The following is a 20,225-nucleotide window of genomic DNA, read 5'->3' on the forward strand; positions in this document are numbered from 1 at the left end:
GACGTCGACCAGCAAAGGTCGTGTCATGCAATCCACCAGGATCAACCGCGAGACATTCGCGTATTGAAGAAATCGCTGCGCCGGGTCCTTGGCAGGGTAGGGTCGGCGCATGCCGATGAGGCTCTGGCCGCCTATTTGGGCCACCGGACCTATGCCAGCTTGCTCTCCGTGTTACCCGCCTCTCCCGCGCTCGTCGAAGTCGTGCCGGACGCTGACGCGCTCACTCGTCGCCTCAACGCGCTCGGCTATCCGGTGACGCTTGATGAGATTGATCGCATCAAGCGCCTTTACGAGGCTGAAGTTCTCGACAAGCTGATGGGGGGCATCCGCGAGATGGCGCAACATGCCGCCAACGACAACCGCCCGCGCTAACAAAAAAGGCCCGCATCGCTGCGGGCCTTTTGCTTGACTGTCTGAAGCCTATTCGGCCGCTTCCGGGCGGTCCGGACGGCTGACCACGGTCACACCGTTCTTTTCCTTTTCCACCAGCCCGGCGTCCTTGCTGACGATGTAGCGCTTGGCGCCATCGGCATCCTCGGGGATTTCGACGGTCATGCCATCGAACCCAGCGGGAGCGGCGGTCGTAGTGCGACCGCGGCCGGCTAGACGCCCGATCTGCTCGCCGATCCACTTGATCTGGCCCCACAGCACGTTCGGAGCCACCACCATCACCGGCACCATGACCAGGGTAAGGGCGGTGGAGACGAACAGGCCCGACACCAGAGCGGCGCTGAGGTGGGTGAACCACGAGCCGGCAATGCCGCCCATGACGATCTCACGACGGATGAAGTCGAACTCGACGTTCAGTGCCATCGGGATCACGCCCAGTGCCGTCACGGTTGCGGTGAGCAGCACCGGCCGCACGCGCTGGCTGATGGTGATCATCATTGCCTTGACCGGCTCGACATGCTCGTCGCGGTGGTAGTGGTTGTAGGTGTCGATCAGCACGATGCCGTTCTTCACCACGATACCCGCCAGCGCCACGATACCCAGGCCCGTCATGATGGCCGAGAAGCTCATGCCGGTGATGGTCATACCCAGCAGCACGCCGCCAAGGGACATGATGACCGTCGTGAGTGTCACGAACACCTGATAGAAGCTGTTGTACTCCAGCAGCAGGATCAGGAAGATCAGGAACATCGCCGCGCCGAATGCCTGCACGATGAAGGCATTGGTGTCGCCGATCTGTTCCTCGGCACCGCCATAGACGATCTTGACGGAAGCGGGCCACTGCTGATCGGCCTGCCAGGCCTGCAGCTGTGCGATCTTGGCGCTGGTTTCCACGCCCGGCTCAAGGTTGGCGGCCACATTCATCGAATAGAGGCCGTTGCGCCGCGAGATGTTGGCAACCTTGGGCACGGCCGTCCGCTCGATGAAGTTCGAGACAGGAACCAGGCCCTGCGGGGTCACGATACGCAGGGAGTCGAGTGCGTTGAACGTGCGCTCGTCTTCCGGCAGGCGGACACGGATATCAAGCTCATCACTGCCGTCGTCCGGACGGTAGCTGCCCAGCTTCACGCCGGACGTTACGAGCTGCACATAGGGGCTGAGTTCACGCACGCCAATGCCGTATTTGGCGGCCATTTCGCGGTCGATGGTCACCTGCCAGTCAATACCTGGCTGCGGGCGGCCGTCTTCAACATCAATGGTCTGGCCCAAATCGTGCTCAATATAGTCGCGCAGCTTGGCCACGGAGGGGGCGATGTCGTCATATACGGGGCCCTCGACGCGCAGGTTGATCGCCTTGCCCGCGGGGGGGCCGTTTTCCTGCCCGGCGATCTGCACTTCCAGACCCGAAATGTCGGCAACGCGCGTGCGGATGTTCTGGAAGATCTCCGCCGCCTTCACGCGATCATTGTAGGGCATCAATTGCAGCTGGAAGGAACCGATCGTATCGGCCGGCCCCGAGGCAGTCATGAAGCCGTCACCACCGCCGAAGCTCATGATAACGTCCTGGATGCCCTGAACCTGCAGGATTTCCGTTTCCACCTCGACCAGCAGGTCTCGGATTTCGCTCGGGGAATAGTTGCCGCGCGTCAGCACGTTGATGGTGCCGAATTCCGGCTCCGATGCCGGGAAGGCCTCAGTTGGGGTGGGGTTGCTCATATAGGCGACGAACATGCCGACCACGATGGCAAAGCCGACCCCAAGCGTGAGGATGGGCTGGTGCAGCAGGTGCTGCATGATGCGCACGTAGACACCCGTGACGCCGCCGACCTTCTTGGGGTCGAACTTGTCGGCATACATCACGACGTCGGCGGCTTCCTTGGCCTTCGGGTCGATATGGGTCGATGCGATGATGGCGCCGATGATCGGCATGAAGATCAGCGCCGAAACCAGCGAGGCACACATCACAACGATCACGATGATCGGCAGGTAGCTCATGAACTTGCCGATAATGCCCGGCCAGAACAGCAGCGGCACGAAGGCGCCCAGCGTCGTGAAGGTAGCCGAAACCACCGGCACGAACATCTTGCGGGCCGCGAGAATGAAGGCTTCCTTCTTCGAAACACCTTCCTGCAGCTTTCGTTCGGCATATTCCACGACCACGATAGGGTCGTCCACCAGCACGCCCACCGCCAGCACCAGGCCGAACATGATCATCATGTTGATGGTCATGCCGAGCATCTGCACCACGAGGAAGGCGATCATGAACGAGATCGGGATCGACATGCCGATCATGATGGCGGCGCGCCAACCGAGGGTGGCCACGCAGGTGATCAGGACCAGCGCGACGGCGGTCAGAACGGCGGCTTCCAGCGAACGGAACAGCCCCTTGGTGGAGTCAGCCTGGTCGATCAGGAAGCTCGTTTCAACGCCCTGCGGCCAGTCGGCGGTATAGGCCTCGGTGGCTGCACGGATCTGGTCGGAGACGTCGATGACGTTGGTCCCGAGCTTCTTGACGACGCCCAGCGTAATGGCCGGCTGACCGTTCACATGCGCGTAAGACGTTGCATCTTCGAAGGTGCGGGTGATGGTAGCGACGTCGCCGAAGGTAACAACGGTGTCGCCCGAGGTTTTGAGGGGCAGGGAGTAGACGTCGGCCGCATTCTTGATAAGGCCGGGAACTTCAACGTTGAAGGAGCCGTGGCCAGTGTCCAGGGTGCCACCCGCAACCACCATGTTGTTCTTGGCCAGCGCGTCGAACAACTGGGCTGCGGTCAGGTCGTAGGCTTCGAGGCGGTTGAGGTCGATCGTGACTTCGAGAACTTCGTCGCGCGAACCCGACAGGCTCACGCTCTGAACGTTCGCAAGGCTCTCGAGTTCTTCCTTGAGGTCCTTGGCGCGCTTGACCAGCTCACGTTCCGGCACCGTGCCGTAGACTGCTACCGAGATGGTGGGCATGTCCGAGAACGAAATCTCGTGCACAGTGGGTTCGCGGGCATCGGCCGGCAGCACGGAGGCAATGCCGTCCATCTTGGCGCGAATGTCGCTGAGTGCCTTGTCCTTGTCGGCACTCACGTCGAATTCGAGAAACACCGAGGCGTGCCCGGTGGTCGAGGTCGAGGTGTAGTTCACCAGCCCGTCAATGTCCTTGACGCGGTCTTCGATGGGCTTGGCCAGCAATTGCTCGGCATCGCGCGGCGAAACGCCGGTCTGGGTGACTGAAACGTAGAAGTACGGGATGTCGATTGCCGGGAAGCTCTCTTTCGGCAGCGAGACATAAGCCGCCAGGCCCGCTCCGATGAGCAGAACCATGACGGTTAGAACAACCCGCGGCATCCTGAGGATGCGTTCGATAAAGTCCAGCATGGTATCAGCTCGCGGTTACGTTGGTAGCTGCGACGGCCTGGCCGTCCGATACGTATTCTTGGCCAACGGTGATGACGTCGGCCGAGATAGGCAAACCAAGAACCCAAACGCCGTCGCGGGTGTCGCTTGCGATGGTGACGGGGAAGAACTTGACGATGCCATTCACAACGGTGCTGACACCGAGAACGCCATCGGGATTGAGGGTCAGAACCGACTGCGGCACCAGGTGCGCGGGGGCGGTTCCCATATTGACGGTGGCGGTGGCGGTGATGCCATCGCGGATCGAGTAGTCGCTGTTAGGCAGTTCGATTTCGACCGGGAACGAACGGGTGGCCGGATCGGCGGTTGCCGAAATGTAGGTGACCTTGCCAGAGCTTTCCTGGCCGGTAACGGTGGTGATCTTGGCCTCAAGGCCCGTTTTTGCGAGGGCAATGCGGGCTTCCGGCACCTGGCCGACGAAGACCATCGGGTCAAGCTGCACGATCGTGGCGCAGGGCTGGCCCTGGCCGAGCATCGAACCGGCGACTGCCATCGGATCCTGCACGACGCCGGCGACCTTGGCCACGATCTCGGTGCGGTCGAGTTCGGCCTGGGCATTGTCTACCCCGGCCTTGGCGCCGGTTACAGCGGCCTTGGCGGCGGTCAGCCCAACTTCGAGCTGGCGCGCAGTGTTCGCGGCAGCAACGCCCTTGCCGCGCAGTTCTGCATTGGTATCGAAATCAGCCTGCGCCTGCGCCAGGGTCGCTTCCGCCTGGGCCAGACCGGCCTTGGCCTGCGCCACGGCGGCAGCGCGCGTGCCCTGGTCAAGCGTGCAGAGCTTGTCGCCGACGGCGACGCGCTGGCCCTTGGTCACGTGCACGACGTCGACGATGCCGGGCGTCTCCGCGACGGCGCCAACCGACGCCTTGGCCTGGGTGCGGCCGCGAAGCGGCACTTCGATGGCCATTGGCTGAGCGGTGTAGGTTGAGGTGCGAACCGACTGCAGGGCCGTCTTGGCGCCCATTTCAGCGTCATTGCGCTGAGCAATGGTCAGGGAGGGGTCAGCGGTGTGGCTAGGTTCGTGCTGGGCGAGCACCCCGGCATCGGCCAGCGTGGTTGCGATCGGCCCATGCTCTTCGCCTTCGATGACAGAGATGATCGCCCGCTCACCCTTGCCCGGGCCGTTGCCGCCCACGACAAGTGTTCCAGTTGCCAGCCACAGGCCCGCCATAACCAGGATGAGGAAGGCCAGGCCGTAGGAAAACAGTGCACGCATTGTAGTTTAGCCCCTATTACTCGGCTGCGTCTTTTTTGGGTTCGGCTCGCGCCATTGTGATCAGATCGTGCATATGGGTGCGCATGTGTTCTTCGGCAACCTCCATTATTGCGCGACCGTAGTTGATGACCCACGTATCGGTGGCGTGGTTAGTACGATCCGCAAGCACAGCGCTCATTTGCTTGTGAGATTCGACGAGTCTGTTCAGATATTCGTTGGCCCGCATTTCAACCAGTTCGCGCGGCAAGATGTGCGCGAAGCGGGCAAAGAGCAGGAACGGGCTGCGGAACATGTCGTCTTCCAGCGGCTCAGTCAGCTCCGCGGCAAACGCGGCACGGCCCTCGCCGGTGATCGAATATACTTTGCGCGCCGGTTTGCCCGATTGTTGTTCGGTACGGCTGGTGACGAGGCCATCGTCCTCAAGTCGCGCCAGTGCCGGATAGATCGAGCCGAAGCTGGCTTCCACGAAATACGAGCACTCGCCCTCTATGCAAAGTCGCCGGATTTCATATCCGGTCGCCTCGCCCTCATAGAGGATCGAGAGACAAAGGGTCCTGACATTCATGCGCTGACTCCATCGGCACCATATGTCGGGCCGATATATGCCGGTTCTTTATATGCCTGGCTGGAATGACGCAAGTTTTGCGTCTGCATGGCTCAGAGAGCAGTTAAGGCGAAGTTGCATGGCTCGCCTCAGGCCAGAATACGCGTCATCTCCGCGGCGGCGCGCTGGGCCAATTCGGTGCTGGCTGCTGCGACGAAGTAGGGATTGAGGAACCCCAGGGCGTGCTTGCCATAGGTCATCCGGGCCCCATCCAGCGTCACCACTGCTCCGCCTGCGGCTTCTAGCACAGCCTGACCGGCCGCCGTGTCCCATTCGGAAGTTGGGGTGAAGCGCGGGTAAAGTTCGGCATCGCCGCGCGCCAGCAGACAGAACTTCAGCGATGAGCCGACCGACACGTCAGCTTCGACTTCCAGCGTCTCGCAAAGGGCGGCGAGGGCGACGTGGCCATGCGAACGGCTCGCCACGATGCGCAGGCGCTTTGGCGCGGAGACGATCAGGGCCTTCCGCCCGTCATCCACCTCGGCGAGTGAGTTGCAGAAGAAGGCTCCAGAGGCATCGCCGACGAAGGTTTCTCCGGTGGCTGGCGCCAAAACGACGCCCATGACAGGCACCCCGTCTTCGACCAGCGCAATATTGACCGTGAACTCGCCGTTCCGCTTGATGAATTCCTTGGTCCCATCCAGCGGGTCGACCACGAAATACCGGTCGCCCAGTTCCGGGATAATACCGGCCGCGACACTCTCCTCGCCCAGAACGGGTATGCCAGTGGGCTTGAGGTAGTCGAGGATTACCGCCTCCGCAGCCGCATCTGCTTCCGTCACCGGCGATCCATCGGCCTTGGTCACCGCGCTGATCGGGCGGGCATACACATCGAGGATCACCCGCGCGGCGGCCCGCGCCGCCTCAAGCGCCAGGCTCGTCAAACGAGCATCGGTTGGTGCCTGCAGGCTGGCGTCCATCAGCGCTCCACCACCACATCAAGCCCGAGGTCGAGTGGCGTCGCGGCCATGGTAATCTGGCTGGTGGAGATATAGTCCACGCCCGTCTCGCCGATCGAGCGCACGCGTTCGAGTTTGACGCCCCCCGAGGCCTCCAGCCGGGCGCGCCCGGCATTGATCGCCACGGCCTGCCGCAGTAGGTCATTGTCCATATTGTCGAGCATGATGACGCGCGCGCCGGCGGCCAGCGCTTCCTCGAGCTCCGCGAGGTTGGTGACCTCAATCTCGATGGATACCAGGTGACCGGCAAAGGCCTCGGCGGCCTTGTATACTGCCGTCACGCTGCCGGCGACGGCAATATGATTGTCCTTGATGAGAATGGCGTCATCCAACGAATAGCGGTGGTTGGCCCCGCCGCCGCAGCGCACGGCATATTTCTGGAAAGCGCGCATGCCCGGCGTCGTTTTGCGAGTGTCGCAGATTTGCGCGCCAGTGCCCGCAACCGCGTCGGCAAATTTCCGTGTCAGCGTGGCGATGCCGCTCATGTGGTTGAGGAAGTTCAAGGCGACGCGCTCGGCCGACATGACCAGCCGGGCAGGGCCGCTGACGGTGGCGATCACCGCGCCGGCCGCAACCTGGTCGCCATCCGCCACTTTGGGCTCGAACGTGACACCATCACCGACCAGCCGGAATGCCGCCGCCGCCAGATCAAGCCCGGCGATGACGCCGGGCTCACGCGCCGAAAGACTGGCCGTTGCCCGGGCGTCCGGATGCAAGGTCGCCTGACTGGTGAGATCGCCCGCCAGCCCCAGATCTTCCTCCAGGGCTGCTGCGACGGCGCGCTCGACAAGCAGCCGCGGCAACTGGGCGGGCAGGCGATCTGAAAGCGACATCGGCGGTGGTCCTCCAAAACTCGGGCGTGATGTACGCGCCCCCCGCTCCGGTGGCAACAGCCCGCCGAGGCACAGATTTGCTCCACGGGACGTGCCCGCAGAACAAACCCGCTGATCTAGATATTCTTCTGTGTGTGGTCCGCTTCGATGATCGCCTTGGTGAGGCTCCCGGTCGACGGGTAGAGCGGGATCAGGCAGGCCTGCAGCGCGTGATAAATGTCCGGCTTGCCGACGAACAGGCGCGAGGTTGGCGTCAGGTCTTCCTTGAGTTCGCTCAGCCAGCCGCCGCGCTCGTGGTCGATCACGTGGTTCTCGGCATAGTCCCAGAGCTTGCGATACCAGCTCTGGAAATAGTCGTGCGTGGTGTCGAAGCTGCTGATATAGGCGGCGGCCCCGATCGCCTCGCTGACCGGCCACCACAGCTTCTCGCGCATGATGGGCTTATTGTCCCAATCCAGCGTGTAGAAGAACCCGCCTTGGACATTGTCCCAGCCGAGGTCGATCGACTGGCGGAACAGCTCGCGCGCCGCCCCGGTCATCCACGAGATGCGCTTCTCGCCCAGCACCCACAGCTGATAGAGAAGGCGCGCCCATTCCAGCCAATGGCCCGGCGTTGCGCCCGATGGGCGGAACATTTCCGAGCCCAGATAATCCTTGTCCAGCACCCAGTTCTCGTCGAAATGCTCGGCCACACGATGCCCGAGCGGCATGGCATGCTTGGCGATGATCAGCTCAGCAATGCGCTCGGCCTTGCGGAGATAGCCCTTGTCGCCAGTCGCCTCAAAGGCGGCCATCAGCGCCTCGGTCAAGTGCATGTTGGAGTTCTGGCCGCGATAGGTGCTGTTGCCGCTCCAATCGTTGTTGAACTCTTCGCGCACCGCTCCGACCTTGTCGTCCCAGAAGCGCTTCTCGATCACCTCGGTAATGTCGGCCAGCATCTGGTCGGCCAGCGGGTGGCCCACCAGTTTCGCGCTCGATGCCGCCAGCAGCACGAATGCATGGCCATAGGCCTGCTTGCTGTCGTCCTTGGGGCCGTTGTCATCGAGCGACCAGACATAGCCGCCATGCTTCTTGTCGCGGTGATGCTCCCAGAGATAGCGCATGCCGTGGTCGACGATCTCGTCGGAACCTGGACGGCCGATCAGGCTGCCAATGGCGAAGCAATGCACCATGCGGCACGTGCCGTGGATCTGTCGCGTGGAATTGGCCGCATCGATCGGATTGCCGTCGTCGTCCAGCTCAAAGAAGCCGCCCTTGGGGTTGATCGAGGGCGCCTGGAAGAAGTCGAACAGGTTGTTGGCCTGCCGCATCAGGTACTGCCGATGGAACGGCCGCTTTGGCCAAGGGCTGGAATTGGTCTTCGGCAGGCTGGCGTCAGTCATGGTGGCTCCTCCCGGCACGGCGCCGGTGCATCAGACGGAGCTATAGCCGGGCAATCGCAACGTTGCAATTTGGGATCGAACGGAAGTCACGGTCGTCCCGCGGTATGGTTGGCCGCTCCTTGCGGGGCGGCCATTTGAGATCAGCTTTTGGCGTACCAGGCTTCGACGCGGCGCACTTCTTCGGCGGAGCCGGTGATCACGGGAACACGCTGGTGGATGCTGGTCGGCACCACATCGCGAATGCGTCCGCGTCCGGTCGTCGACAGGCCCCCGGCGGCCTCCATCAGCATGGCCATCGGGTTAGCCTCGTAGAGCAGGCGCAGACGGCCGCCCTTGCTCACGGTCTCGCTGTCGAGCGGATACATGAAGATGCCGCCGCGCATCAGGATGCGGTGGATGTCTGCGACCATCGAGCCAACCCAACGCATGTTGTAGCGCTTGCCGGCAGGGCCGGTTTCGCCAGCGACATTCTCGGCGACATAGCCGCGAGTGGCGTCGTCCCAGAACCGTTCTCGTGCCGTGTTGATGGCATATTCAGCCGACGCGACCGGCACCTGCACCCGGTCATTGGTCAGCAGGTAGGCGCCTTCGTTGTCGAGCGTGAACACCGCGACCGAAGCGCCAAAGGTCAGGATCAGCGCCGTGGCAGGCCCGAAGACGGCATAACCGGCTGCCAGCTGGGCCGTGCCCGGCTGAAGGAGGCCGCCAGCGGAATTGAGCACCGAAAAAATCGTGCCCACAGCACCGTTTACGTCGAGATTTGAAGAGCCATCGAGCGGGTCGGTCGCCACCAGATAAGCACCCTGATTCTGGAAATGAACGGCTTCATCCATCTCCTCCGAAATCAGAATCGAAATCTCGGGATTTTGGCCTATGTGATTCAAAACAATGTCGTTTGAGATCACGTCGAGGGCCTTTTGCGCCTCGCCCTGCACGTTGGTTGCCCCGGCCAGCCCCGTCTGCCCGGCGATCGGCGCAACGCGCAAAACTCCGGCGATCTCCGCGATGGCAGCGGCCATTGTGGCGACAACCGAAGCCAGCTTGGGGTCGACAGGTTGGGCGGCAAGCCACTCTGAAAGCGTGGTCATCGATACACTCGGTTGCTCGGGAAGGGGAGCTTACCAGTGACTCCGCACTGCTATCTACGCAAGGCGACTTTGGTATGGAAGATCCGCTACTTGGTCCACATGTTGCGCATCTGTGCGCCAATATCCATGCGCACCGGAGCAGGGGACAGACCCTCGATATAGGCCGGCGTTACCGGCGGCCACAGGATGTCTTCGAACAGCGGAACCATCGTCCGAGGGATGAACCGCGTGCGCTGGGCATACATGTGCTTGTCGCCATGGCGATGCTGCTGGGTCACGAAAAAGCGCTGCGGCACGATCAGGTTCAGCTCGTCCCGCGCCCGGGTCATTGCCACATAGAGCAGCCGCCGCTCTTCCTCGAGTTCATGCGTCGAGCCGGTGCCGAGGTCGGACGGAATGCACCCATCGACCACATTGAGCACATGCACGGCCTTCCACTCCTGGCCCTTGGCCGAGTGGATGGTCGAGAGGATCAGGTAGTCTTCGTCCAGCAGGGGCACGCCCGCCTGGTCGGAGGTGGCATCCGGCGGGTCCAGCGTCAGTTCGGTCAGGAAGCGCTCGCGGCTGGGATAGCCCGAGGCGATCTGTTCGAGCTGCAGGATGTCCTGCTTGCGCACCTCGGCGTCTTCGTAATTCTGCTCCATCAGCGGCTCGTACCAGAGCCGGGCATAGCCGAGTTCGATTGGCCAACCGGTACCCCGTTTTGCCAGCCGCTGCATCAATTCGACCAGCGCCGTCCAGCCTTCGCCCGCCCGCAGCGGCGTGGGGATTTCTCCCAGCGCCCAGATCGGATCGGGGCCGGTCGCCATGGCATCGAGCGCTTTGCCGGCCGTCCCGGGGCCGACGCCTGGCAGCAGTTGCAGCACGCGGAACCCGGCGACCCGGTCGCGCGGATTTTCGGCCCAGCGGATGATGGCCAGGAGGTCCTTAATGTGCGCGGCGTCGAGGAATTTGAGCCCGCCGAATTTGACATAGGGGATGTTCCGCCGCGTCAGTTCGATCTCGAGTGGGCCCGAGTGGCTCGACGTACGGAACAAAACGGCCTGATTTTTCAAGGACATGCCGCCTTCTCGGGCTTCCAGGACCTTGTGGACGACATAGCGGGCCTGATCGGCTTCGTCGCGCACGGTGACCAGGAGCGGCTTAGCGTCGGACTGGCGCTCGGTCCACAGGTTCTTGGTGAAACGCTCCGTGGCCAGTTCGATCACCGCATTAGCCGCTCCGAGGATCGGTTGGGTGGACCGGTAGTTGCGATCGAGGGTGACGATGTCGGCGTGCGGGCTGAAAGCCGTTGGAAAATCAAGGATATTTCGCACTGTTGCCGCGCGGAACGAATAGATCGATTGGGCGTCGTCACCCACGACGGTGAGACCGTGCCCCTCGGGCCGCATCGCCAGCAGTACCGACGATTGCAGTTTGTTGGTGTCCTGATATTCGTCCACCAGCACATGATCGAACCGCGCGGAGACCTCGGTTGCCATGCGCGGGTCGTCCATCATGCCTGCCCAATAGAGCAGCAAGTCGTCATAATCGAGCACGTTTTGCTGCTGCTTTGCTTGCACATATCTTGCGAAAAGCTGGCGGATTTCTTGTTCCCACATGGCGCACCAAGGGAAGGTTTCCTGTAGCACGGTTGCCAGGTCGCCCTGCGCGTTGACGACGCGCGAATAGATGGCGAGGCATGTGCCCTTGGTCGGGAATCGGCTCTTGGCCTCGCTCAGGCCAAGCTCGTGGCGAACCAGATTCATGAGGTCGGCCGAGTCTTCGCGGTCGTGAATGGTAAAGGTCGGATCGAGCCCGATCTGGGTCGCATGTTCGCGCAGCAACCGCGCGCCGATGCCGTGGAAGGTGCCTGCCCAGGTGAGGGCATCGGTAACGACACCCGAGCCGCTGCCCAGAACCTTGGCGGCGATGCGCTCGACCCGGCGGCTCATTTCGCTGGCCGCACGGCGCGAGAAGGTCATCAGCAGGATGCGGCGCGGATCGGCGCCCTTGACCAGCAGGTGGGCGACGCGATGGGCCAGCGTATTGGTCTTGCCCGACCCTGCGCCCGCGATCACCAGCAGGGGACCGGGGCGCGCCTCTCCAACGCCGTGCTCAACCGCGCGGCGCTGCTCGGGGTTGAGCGTATCGAGATAGGAGGGGCTGGCGAGCACGAATCGAGACCTGTGAGACGGAAAGCCTCACAGGAATGCATTCTGGTTTTGTTCGCAATGGGTGAGCGGGCTTGTGCCCGATCACACTTCGCGTGCGAGGTCGGCGAGCAGACCGGCTGCGACCGACAGGCGGGACACTGTCAGCTCGCCCTGGGTCAGTTCTGCGACTGCTGCTGCCGTGCGTTCGATACCGGCCTGTTGCATAGCTTTCCACGCTTCGAGCCGCCCTGCGACCGGACCGCTATCGGCCTTGAGGACGTCGGCAGTCAGGTCGCGCTGCGCACGCATCAAGTTGGCCAGGGCGCGGTCGAGCGCCATGCGGTCAAACCGGTCGGGGAGCGTGAGGGCGCGGCCCTGTTCGATGGCACTGAGCAGGCCAAATGTATCAAACACGGCGAAGAACGCGGTTGCGGCGTCGGGGACGCTGACCTGGCTGCGCTCGCTGACCTGCACAATATCGCTGGCAAAGGACAGCACGGAGAGGTCGGCGATGCGTTGCGCCAGCGTCTCGGGCACCCCCACCAGTGAAAGGTCCACGACGCGTTTGGATACGCGGTCAATCAAGGCTTGGGGCATGGTGTCCCGCAGCAGCGCGCGCAGCCGGTTGACGCCCGCATGCTGGCGCTGCACCAGCCCGGCAATGCCGGTGGTGACGTCGGCATTGCGCAGGAACCACAGCGTTTCCATGCGCAGCAGCGCCATGGCCTCGGCATAAAGCGACAGCTGCAGTTCGCCGGATACTTTGCCGTCCAGGCGATCGATCATCGTGTGGATTTCAGGCAGCCCATAGATGTCGCGGGTGGCGGCATAGGCGAGGGCGACTTCGCCCGCGCTGGCGCGGGTTGCCGCCGTCATTTCGCTGACAAAGGCAGGCCCGCCGCGGTTGATCATCGCATTGGCGAGGACGGTAGCAATCACCTCGCGCTTCAGCTGATGCTGCGCCACTGCGTCCGGGTAGGCCTGGTGCAGCGTTTCGGGGAAGTAGCGGTAGAGCTCGCCGGCCAGGTAGTCGTCGTCGATGGCCGTGCTGTCCAGCAGGTCGGCGTACAGCGTCATCTTGGCATAGGCCAACAGCACCGCCAGTTCGGGGCGGGTCAGCCCCATGCCCTGGGCGGCGCGGGCCTCGACGGCGGCGGGACTGGGCAGGAACTCAACGTCCCGGTCCAGCAGGCCGCGGCCTTCCAGCTGCTCCATCAGGGCACGGTGGCTGGGCAGTTCGGCCAGCCCGGCACGCTGGGCCAGGGAAAGCGCGAGGCCCTGCAGGTAGTTGTTGCGCAGGCAGAGCGCCGCGATCTCATCGGTCATGCTGGCGAGGAACGCCTTGCGCGTTTCGTCGGTCAGCGTGCCATCGGCCAGAAGCGGTGCGACGGCGATCTTGATGTTGACCTCAAGGTCGCTCGAATTGACGCCCGCCGAATTATCGATGGCGTCGGTGTTGATGCGGCCTCCCTTGAGCGCATATTCGATGCGGCCACGTTGCGTCGCGCCCAGATTGGCTCCTTCGCCAACCACCTTGGCCCGCACGTCGTTGCCGGTGACGCGAATGCTGTCATTGGAGCGGTCGCCGACTTCGGCGTCGGTTTCCAGCGTGGAGCGAATGTAGGTGCCGATGCCGCCGAACCACAGCAGATCCACCTCGGCCTTCAGTATGGCGCGGATGACCTCTGCCGGTGTGGCATGGCTGACTTCAAGCCCCAGCGTCGCCTGCACCTGCGGGGTGAGCGGGATCGATTTGAGGCTGCGGGAAAACACGCCGCCGCCCGCGGAGATCAGGCCCTTGTCATAATCCTGCCAGCTGGAGCGGGGCAGGGCGAACATGCGCTGCCGCTCGGCCAGGCTCGCAGCCGGGTCCGGCGTGGGGTCGATGAAGATATCGCGGTGGTCGAAGGCCGCTACCAGCCGGATTTCCGGCGACAGCAGCATGCCATTGCCGAACACGTCCCCGCTCATGTCGCCAACGCCGGCCACCGTGAAGGGCTCGCGCTGGATATCGCGGTCCATTTCGCGGAAGTGGCGCTTGACCGCCTCCCAGCCGCCGCGTGCCGTGATGCCCATCTTCTTGTGGTCATAGCCGGCCGAGCCGCCTGAAGCGAAGGCGTCGCCCAGCCAGAAGCCGCGCGCGATGGCTATGCCATTAGCCCGGTCCGAGAAACTCGCGGTGCCCTTGTCGGCAGCAACCACCAGGTAGGGATCGTCGCCATCGCGCCGCACGACGTCCCGTGGTGGCACGACAGTGCCGTTGATCAGGTTGTCGGTGACGTCGAGCAGTGCACCGATGAAAATGGAATAGGCCTCAGCGCCCTCGGCCTGGAACGCCTCGCGCGCCATGCCCGGGAACAGGCGCTTGGGTACGAAGCCGCCCTTGGCGCCAACCGGCACGATAACGGCGTTCTTGACCTGCTGTGCCTTGACCAGCCCCAGAACTTCCTTGCGGAAATCCTCCGGCCGGTCGGACCAGCGCAAGCCGCCGCGGGCAATGGCGCCAAAGCGCAGATGCACGCCCTCGACGCGCGGTGAATAGACCGAAATTTCGCGGTAGGGGCGGGGCGCGGGCATGCCGTCGACCAGGGCGCTATCGAACTTGATGGCGAGCGCTGGTTTGCGTCCGCCATCGGCCTCATGCTGGAACGCATTGGTGCGCAGTGAGGCTTCCACCAGATTGAGGAAGCGACGAACGATGGTGTCCTCGTCGAGCGACGCCATGGCGTCGAGGGCGGCCATGATGCGCTGGCGGGCGGCGTCTGCGCTGGCCTCATGATTGTCGGTGCTGGGATCGTGCAGGGCCTTGAACAGCGCGACCAATGCCGCCGCGGCCTCTGACTGGGTGACGAGCACCTGCGCGATATAGCGCTGCGAATATGAAATGCCGACCTGACGCAGATAGCGCGACAGCGCCCGCAACAGGGCGGCATCGGTCCAGCCCAGTTCGGTGCGGGTGACGAGCGCATTGAGCTGGTCGCTCTCGGCGAGCCCGTTCCATACTGCTAGCAGGCCTTCTTCGACCGCAGCTCCATGGGTCGCCACGGCAAGCGCGACGCCGTCCGAGGGCTCCAGAACCATGTCGTGCAGGTAGCGCTCAACGCCATCACGCGGGATGATTGTGTAAGTGCGTTCGTCGATCACCCGGAACCCGAAGGCCTCAAGCATCGGCACGCGGTCGCTCAGGGGAATGGCGCTCTCGCGGTGGTAGAATTTGAGTCCCAGCGAGCCATCGGCGCCGCCGGTTTCGCGCAGACGGATGGCAACACCGGCGCCATCGCCAAGGGTCCGCAGCACGGCGATATCGTCGTGGGCGTCGGCCGCCGTATTGCGCGATTGATAGGCAGTTGAAAACGCCCCGCGATAATCGCTGATCATCGCCGGATCGGGCGCGGTGGCGAGCAGAACGTCACCGAAGTTGGAGGTCAGCCCGTCAACGCGCGCTTCCAGCTCCGTACGGCTTGGGCGAGGCGTCGGTCCGGCAATGCGGCCGATGATGACATGCAGCCGCACGAGATCGCCTTCGGGAAAGTGGGGATAGAAGGCCGATACGCGCCCGTCATAGACCTGCGCCAGGTAGCGCGTGATGCGCGCGCGCGCTTCGCCGTCGTAGCGGTCGCGCGGCACATAGACGAGAATGGAGACGAAATTATCGAAGCGGTCAATGCGCGGCAGAACCCGCACGCGCGGCCGGTCATACAGCCCGGCAATGGCCGTCGAGAATTCGAACAGCTGATCGACATCGATCTGGAACAGCTCATCGCGGGGATAGCTATCGAGGGCGCTGAGCAGGGCCCGCCCGTCATGGCCGAGCGGATCGAAGCCCGATCGGTGCATGACCTCGGCGATCTTGCGCCGGATGATCGGCACGTCGGTGTGCGGCGTGGACTGCGCCTGCGCCGTGAACAGCCCGACGACGCGCAATTCGCCAATGGCCTGCCCATCGGGCCCATAGGTCTTGATGCCGACATAGTCCATGTGGACGCGCCGGTGCACGCGGGCACGAACATTGGCCTTGGTGATCAGCAGCGGTTCGTCCGACGCCATGAATGCGGTATGCTGGGGCGTGGTCTCGACAAAGGTCGGGCCGCTGCGCAGCACGCGGACATCCGGATCGCGCAAGATGCCGAGCCCGCTTTCGTCCACGGGCACCAGCTCGTCGCCCGAAATGCTGTAGGCGCGCATGCCGAGGAAGGTAAAGTTATGCTCGATCAGCCAATCGAGGAACTTCAGCGGCTCCTCGCGCTGGGCCGCCGATGGGCTCTTCTCGAGGTCGGCAATGGCCCGGCGCAGACGGTCGAGCATCGGCTGCCAGTCGCGCACGGCGCGCGTCGTATCGGCCATCGTGGTGCCGATTTCGCTGACCAGGGCGTCGATATCGGCAACCGGGTCGCTGTGAATATGCAGCACGCTCAGCGCGCGGCCGGTCATGGTGCCGACAGTCGCCCCGTCTACCCGCACGACGGGATGGGTGAACAGGCGCACCGAGCCACCGGCGGCGCGGACCGCTGCCAGGGCGCTATCGACGATGAACGGCATGTCAGGCGAAATGATATCGAGCACCAGCGGGTCGCCGGACTTTTGCGGTGGCGTCGCGGTCAGCTGGCTGGTGTCGCCATCATAGCTCAGCAGGCGCTGATAGGACTGTCGGAGCACGGCCTCGAACTCCGCCGGCGACTGGCGATCCAGGTCGTCGCTGTCGGTGGCCAGGATTGCGGCCGCAAAGAACCTGGAAAAGTTGGCATCTTCAGATAGCAAGGCGTTGGCCCGATCCAGCAATGCCGGTCGATTTGATTGGCCCAGTTCCATGTAACGACTCCCACACTCGCCATTGCAGTCTAGGCACAGGCACTCCAGCTGTCTCCAGTCCGTTCGCCTACTGGCGCTGGGCGCAAAAGGCGATAAGACTGCTCGGTCTGGGTGTCGCGGAGCTTCTGGAATGAATTTGCGCGCGACTGTTGTTTCGACCCGCCTTGGCGATCATTTTCTCGGAAGGTGGCAATTCGAAGCAAACTGTTTTCTCGTGCCCCCTGATCCCCGATCGTCCGCGCCTTGTGATACCCTATTGATCTGGTAGTCTTTTAATCATTGATCTCACCGGGAGACAGAGATGAAGAACCCGACCAAATTCCTGGCCTACACCGCCCTTGCGGCCTCGCTGGCGCTGGGCCTCGTGGTCACGGCCCACGCGCAGGAACGCACGCTGACCAACGTCAGCTACGATCCGACCCGCGAACTCTACAAAGAATTTGACGCCGCCTTCGTCGCTCACTGGCAACAGACTACGGGCGAAACTGTCGTGGTGCGCGTCACCCATGGCGGCTCGGGGGCGCAGGCCCGCACGGTTATCGACGGGCTCGAGGCCGATGTGGTCACGCTGGCGCTCGAGAGCGACATCAACGCCATTGTCGATGCCGGTACCAATCTCATCCGCCCCGACTGGCGCGGCACGTTCGAAAACAACAACGCGCCCTACACCTCGACCATCGTGTTCCTGGTCCGCAAGGGCAATCCTAAAGGGCTGGCCGATTGGGGTGATCTGGTGAAGGAAGGCGTCGAGGTGATCACGCCAAATCCTAAGACTTCGGGCGGCGCACGCTGGAACCTGCTGGCGGCCTGGGCCTGGGCCAAGGCGCAGCCGGGTGGCAGCGACGAAACTGCCAAGGCCTTCGTGACCGATCTCTACAAGCACGTTCCAGTGCTCGATACCGGCGCGCGGGGATCCACCACCACCTTCGTGCAGCGCGGCATTGGCGATGTGCTGCTCGCCTGGGAAAACGAGGCCTTCCTGGCGCTTGAGGAACTTGGACCCGATGCCTTCGAGATCGTGACACCTTCCGTATCGATCCTGGCTGAACCGCCGGTTGCCGTTGTCGATGGCATCGTCGACAAGCGGGGCACCCGCGATCTTGCAGAGGCCTATCTGAAGTATCTGTATTCCGATGAAGGCCAGGCGATCGCCGCAGCCAACTACTACCGCCCATTCCATCCTGAAGCCGCTGCGCCTGAAGATCTGGCGCGGTTCGGTGAGGTCAACCTGGTGACCATCGCGGATTTCGGCGGGTGGCGCGAAGCCCAGCCGGCGTTCTTTGGAGAAGGCGGCATCTTCGACCAGATCTACGCTGGCCCCTGATCTCGCCCCAAGATGAAAACGCCGGCCCTCGGGGCCGGCGTTTTGTTGCCTAGTGTATCGTCTCGGCCTTGATCGGCTCATCGCCGTCTGCCGTTCCGGACTTGGGACCAGCCCAGAACACCAGGTAGAGCAGCTCCTCACCCGCCGCGTCGGTGATTTCGATGGAGCGGGGCACGCGCGTATCCCCGCCGGTGCTGGCGGCATGTTCGACGATCGCCTTGGCAAGCGCCGCTGCATTGTGCTCGGCGGCTTCGAGGTCCGGCAGTTCGCTGCCATCCGTATCGCGGATCAATTCGTCGTCGGTGCGATAGTGAAAATAGAACCGAGGCATCAGCGCCTCCCTCACCGGAGGTTAATGCCGCACCCGCGGGAGAGTTGCGGGGGCAGCGGAATTGGTTGGTGCCGCCAGCTTGGCACCTTTGTGCGGCTTAATCGAGATCGGTGATGCCGCGATAGCGATGCCGCTGCCAGATCAGGGGAACCCGGCTGGTCGTGGTCTCCGCTTCGATGACGGCACCGGCAAACAGCACATGCGTGCCGGTTTCGATGGAGCCGACGACTTCGCAATCGAACGCAGTTACAGCGCCGAGCAGCATGGGATTGCCCGAGGGCCAGGTGCTCCAGCTCGCGGTCTCGAACCGATCGGCCGGCTCGATGCGGCCGGCAAAGGCATTGGCGACAGCGGCCTGGTCGTCGGCCAGCAGGGCCAGCGAGTAGCTGCCCTGTTTGGCAATGACATCTGCCAGTCGGCTCATGATATCAATCGAGACCAGCAGGGTCGGCGGATTGGCCGACAGCGACAGCATAGAGGTGACAGTGCGCCCGATGCGCTGGTCGCCCCGTCCCGACGTGACGACGGTAACGCTGGATGCCATGGCCGAAATGGTGGCCCGGAATTCGGTCCCGTCGATGACCGGCTGTCGCGGCGGGTGCAGTCGCATCGTGTCGGGAAAGTCAAAGTCTGCCATCAGTTCCGTCACGATCCTTCTCCGGGCTGTTCGGAGAACAGGTCGCGGAGCTTGTTGGGCACGCCTTCCATGGCCTTTGCGTTGGCCGGAACGGCGCCCTTTTCGGTTATGTTCGGCCACAGCCGGGCATATTTGCGATTGAGTTCAACCCATGGTGCAATCTCCGGTTCCATGTCCGGCTTGATGGCGTCGATCGGGCATTCCGGCTCGCAAACGCCGCAGTCTATGCACTCGTCCGGACTGATGACCAGCATGTTCTCGCCTTCATAGAAGCAGTCGACGGGGCAAACCTCGACGCAATCCATGTGCTTGCAGGCAATACAGTCTTCGGTAACGACGTAAGTCATTGAGAATCTCGATTATTCGCGCAAGCGCAGCCACGCCCACCGTGTCATCCCGGCGCAGGGCCGGGATGACATCGCGTGTGGTGGGAGTGAGGTGCTTAGCCCAGGTTGGCTTCGGCGAACTCGTAGTTGGCCAGCTTGTCGAGGAAGTTGGTCACATAGTCCGGGCGGCGATTGCGGAAGTCGACATAGTAGCTGTGCTCCCACACATCGAGGCCGAGCAGCGGCTTGCCTTCGCCGGTTGCCAGCGGATTGCTGCCATTGGCGGTCTTGGTCACCTTGAGCTTGCCGTCGGTGCCCAGCACGAGCCAGGCCCAGCCCGAACCGAACTGGGTGGTTGCAGCGGTCTTGAACGCATCCTTGAATGCTTCGACCGAGCCCAGGTCACTGATGATCTTGGCCTCAAGCTTGCCGGGCAGGGTGCCACCCTTGGGCGACAGGGCATTCCAGAAGTGGATGTGGTTCCAGTGCTGGCCGGCATTGTTGAACACCGGTGCCATGTCGGCCTTGCCGTTGACGAAGGCGATGATCTCTTCGAGCGACTCGCCCTGCAGGTCCGCGTTCTTTTCGACGAACCCGTTGAGAGCCGTCACATAGGCCTGATGGTGCTTGCCGTGGTGCAGCTCCAGCGTCTCCTGGCTCATGCCACGCTCAGCAAGGGCGGCGGGGGCATAGGGAAGGGCGGGAAGTTCAAAGGCCATTTTATTGCTCCGATTTCGGTTCAGGCCAGCGCGCTTGCATTTTTGCGGCGCGCCGTTTAATTTCCAAGCA

The 20,225-nt window shown here is 63.1% G+C and carries 15 protein-coding genes; 2 read left to right on the forward strand and 13 right to left on the reverse strand.

The genetic code is table 11. The features are described 5' to 3' along the window. Positions 1-63: 63 nt before the first annotated feature. On the forward strand, positions 64-372 hold the full coding sequence (locus ACZ5WT_RS12465) for a hypothetical protein (RefSeq protein ID WP_464284117.1): 309 nt from the start codon (positions 64-66) through the stop codon (positions 370-372). Positions 373-420: 48 nt separating this feature from the next. Here ACZ5WT_RS12465 and ACZ5WT_RS12470 read toward each other — a convergent pair whose 3' ends face one another. The 9 genes from ACZ5WT_RS12470 to ACZ5WT_RS12510 form a co-directional block, all read right to left on the reverse strand. Then, complete coding sequence (locus ACZ5WT_RS12470) at positions 421-3,753, reverse strand: efflux RND transporter permease subunit (protein ID WP_464284118.1); 3,333 nt, start codon at positions 3,751-3,753, stop codon at positions 421-423. Between the two features lie 4 nt (positions 3,754-3,757). Beyond that, positions 3,758-5,008, reverse strand: coding sequence for an efflux RND transporter periplasmic adaptor subunit (locus tag ACZ5WT_RS12475; RefSeq protein ID WP_464284119.1), 1,251 nt, complete (start codon positions 5,006-5,008; stop codon positions 3,758-3,760). Positions 5,009-5,024: 16 nt separating this feature from the next. After that, positions 5,025-5,573 (reverse strand): PadR family transcriptional regulator, encoded by a 549-nt coding sequence (locus ACZ5WT_RS12480; protein WP_464284120.1) that lies wholly within the window; start codon positions 5,571-5,573, stop codon positions 5,025-5,027. 128 nt (positions 5,574-5,701) lie between these two features. Beyond that, on the reverse strand, positions 5,702-6,532 hold the full coding sequence (gene cysQ, locus ACZ5WT_RS12485; RefSeq protein WP_464284121.1) for a 3'(2'),5'-bisphosphate nucleotidase CysQ: 831 nt from the start codon (positions 6,530-6,532) through the stop codon (positions 5,702-5,704). Then, complete coding sequence (gene nadC, locus ACZ5WT_RS12490) at positions 6,532-7,404, reverse strand: carboxylating nicotinate-nucleotide diphosphorylase (RefSeq protein WP_464284122.1); 873 nt, start codon at positions 7,402-7,404, stop codon at positions 6,532-6,534. The genes cysQ and nadC overlap by 1 nt, the downstream gene beginning before the upstream one ends. Before the next feature lie 116 nt (positions 7,405-7,520). After that, positions 7,521-8,786 carry an AGE family epimerase/isomerase gene (locus ACZ5WT_RS12495; protein ID WP_464284123.1) on the reverse strand — a complete coding sequence of 422 codons (1,266 nt, stop codon included), beginning with the start codon at positions 8,784-8,786 and terminating at the stop codon, positions 7,521-7,523. A 140-nt stretch (positions 8,787-8,926) separates the two neighbouring features. After that, complete coding sequence (locus tag ACZ5WT_RS12500) at positions 8,927-9,874, reverse strand: class 1 fructose-bisphosphatase (protein WP_464284124.1); 948 nt, start codon at positions 9,872-9,874, stop codon at positions 8,927-8,929. Between the two features lie 86 nt (positions 9,875-9,960). Then, on the reverse strand, positions 9,961-12,030 hold the full coding sequence (locus ACZ5WT_RS12505; RefSeq protein WP_464284125.1) for an ATP-dependent helicase: 2,070 nt from the start codon (positions 12,028-12,030) through the stop codon (positions 9,961-9,963). 81 nt (positions 12,031-12,111) lie between these two features. After that, entirely contained in the window at positions 12,112-16,818 is a 4,707-nt protein-coding gene (locus ACZ5WT_RS12510; protein ID WP_464284126.1) for an NAD-glutamate dehydrogenase, read from the reverse strand. A gap of 301 nt (positions 16,819-17,119) precedes the next feature. Here ACZ5WT_RS12510 and ACZ5WT_RS12515 point away from each other — a divergent pair, with 301 nt between their 5' ends. Next, entirely contained in the window at positions 17,120-18,142 is a 1,023-nt protein-coding gene (locus tag ACZ5WT_RS12515; protein ID WP_464284127.1) for a sulfate ABC transporter substrate-binding protein, read from the forward strand. 49 nt (positions 18,143-18,191) lie between these two features. Here the strand turns inward: ACZ5WT_RS12515 and ACZ5WT_RS12520 are convergent, their stop codons facing one another. The 4 genes from ACZ5WT_RS12520 to ACZ5WT_RS12535 all read right to left on the reverse strand — a co-directional run bounded on the left by ACZ5WT_RS12520 (position 18,192) and on the right by ACZ5WT_RS12535 (position 20,155). Then, positions 18,192-18,473 carry a DUF6894 family protein gene (locus ACZ5WT_RS12520; protein ID WP_464284128.1) on the reverse strand — a complete coding sequence of 94 codons (282 nt, stop codon included), beginning with the start codon at positions 18,471-18,473 and terminating at the stop codon, positions 18,192-18,194. 97 nt (positions 18,474-18,570) lie between these two features. Then, entirely contained in the window at positions 18,571-19,122 is a 552-nt protein-coding gene (locus ACZ5WT_RS12525; RefSeq protein WP_464284129.1) for a flavin reductase family protein, read from the reverse strand. After that, positions 19,119-19,457, reverse strand: a complete 339-nt coding sequence (gene fdxA, locus ACZ5WT_RS12530; protein WP_464284130.1) for a ferredoxin FdxA — start codon at positions 19,455-19,457, stop codon at positions 19,119-19,121. Before fdxA ends, ACZ5WT_RS12525 begins: the two co-directional genes overlap by 4 nt. A gap of 95 nt (positions 19,458-19,552) precedes the next feature. Next, positions 19,553-20,155: a superoxide dismutase gene (locus ACZ5WT_RS12535; protein ID WP_464284131.1), complete on the reverse strand. Its 603-nt coding sequence runs from the start codon at positions 20,153-20,155 to the stop codon at positions 19,553-19,555. Positions 20,156-20,225: the final 70 nt, after the last annotated feature.

The organism is Devosia sp. T2-14 (genome assembly GCF_055397495.1).

Excerpts from the sequence above, each read along its gene's own strand:
- ACZ5WT_RS12470 (WP_464284118.1), bottom strand. The coding sequence starts at position 3,753 with ATGCTGGACTTTATCGAACGCATCCTCAGGATGCCGCGGGTTGTTCTA.
- ACZ5WT_RS12475 (WP_464284119.1), bottom strand. The coding sequence starts at position 5,008 with ATGCGTGCACTGTTTTCCTACGGCCTGGCCTTCCTCATCCTGGTTATG.
- ACZ5WT_RS12480 (WP_464284120.1), bottom strand. The coding sequence starts at position 5,573 with ATGAATGTCAGGACCCTTTGTCTCTCGATCCTCTATGAGGGCGAGGCG.
- cysQ (WP_464284121.1), bottom strand. The coding sequence starts at position 6,532 with ATGGACGCCAGCCTGCAGGCACCAACCGATGCTCGTTTGACGAGCCTG.
- nadC (WP_464284122.1), bottom strand. The coding sequence starts at position 7,404 with ATGTCGCTTTCAGATCGCCTGCCCGCCCAGTTGCCGCGGCTGCTTGTC.
- ACZ5WT_RS12495 (WP_464284123.1), bottom strand. The coding sequence starts at position 8,786 with ATGACTGACGCCAGCCTGCCGAAGACCAATTCCAGCCCTTGGCCAAAG.
- ACZ5WT_RS12500 (WP_464284124.1), bottom strand. The coding sequence starts at position 9,874 with ATGACCACGCTTTCAGAGTGGCTTGCCGCCCAACCTGTCGACCCCAAG.
- ACZ5WT_RS12510 (WP_464284126.1), bottom strand. The coding sequence starts at position 16,818 with ATGGAACTGGGCCAATCAAATCGACCGGCATTGCTGGATCGGGCCAAC.
- ACZ5WT_RS12515 (WP_464284127.1), top strand. The coding sequence starts at position 17,120 with ATGAAGAACCCGACCAAATTCCTGGCCTACACCGCCCTTGCGGCCTCG.
- ACZ5WT_RS12520 (WP_464284128.1), bottom strand. The coding sequence starts at position 18,473 with ATGCCTCGGTTCTATTTTCACTATCGCACCGACGACGAATTGATCCGC.
- fdxA (WP_464284130.1), bottom strand. The coding sequence starts at position 19,457 with ATGACTTACGTCGTTACCGAAGACTGTATTGCCTGCAAGCACATGGAT.
- ACZ5WT_RS12535 (WP_464284131.1), bottom strand. The coding sequence starts at position 20,155 with ATGGCCTTTGAACTTCCCGCCCTTCCCTATGCCCCCGCCGCCCTTGCT.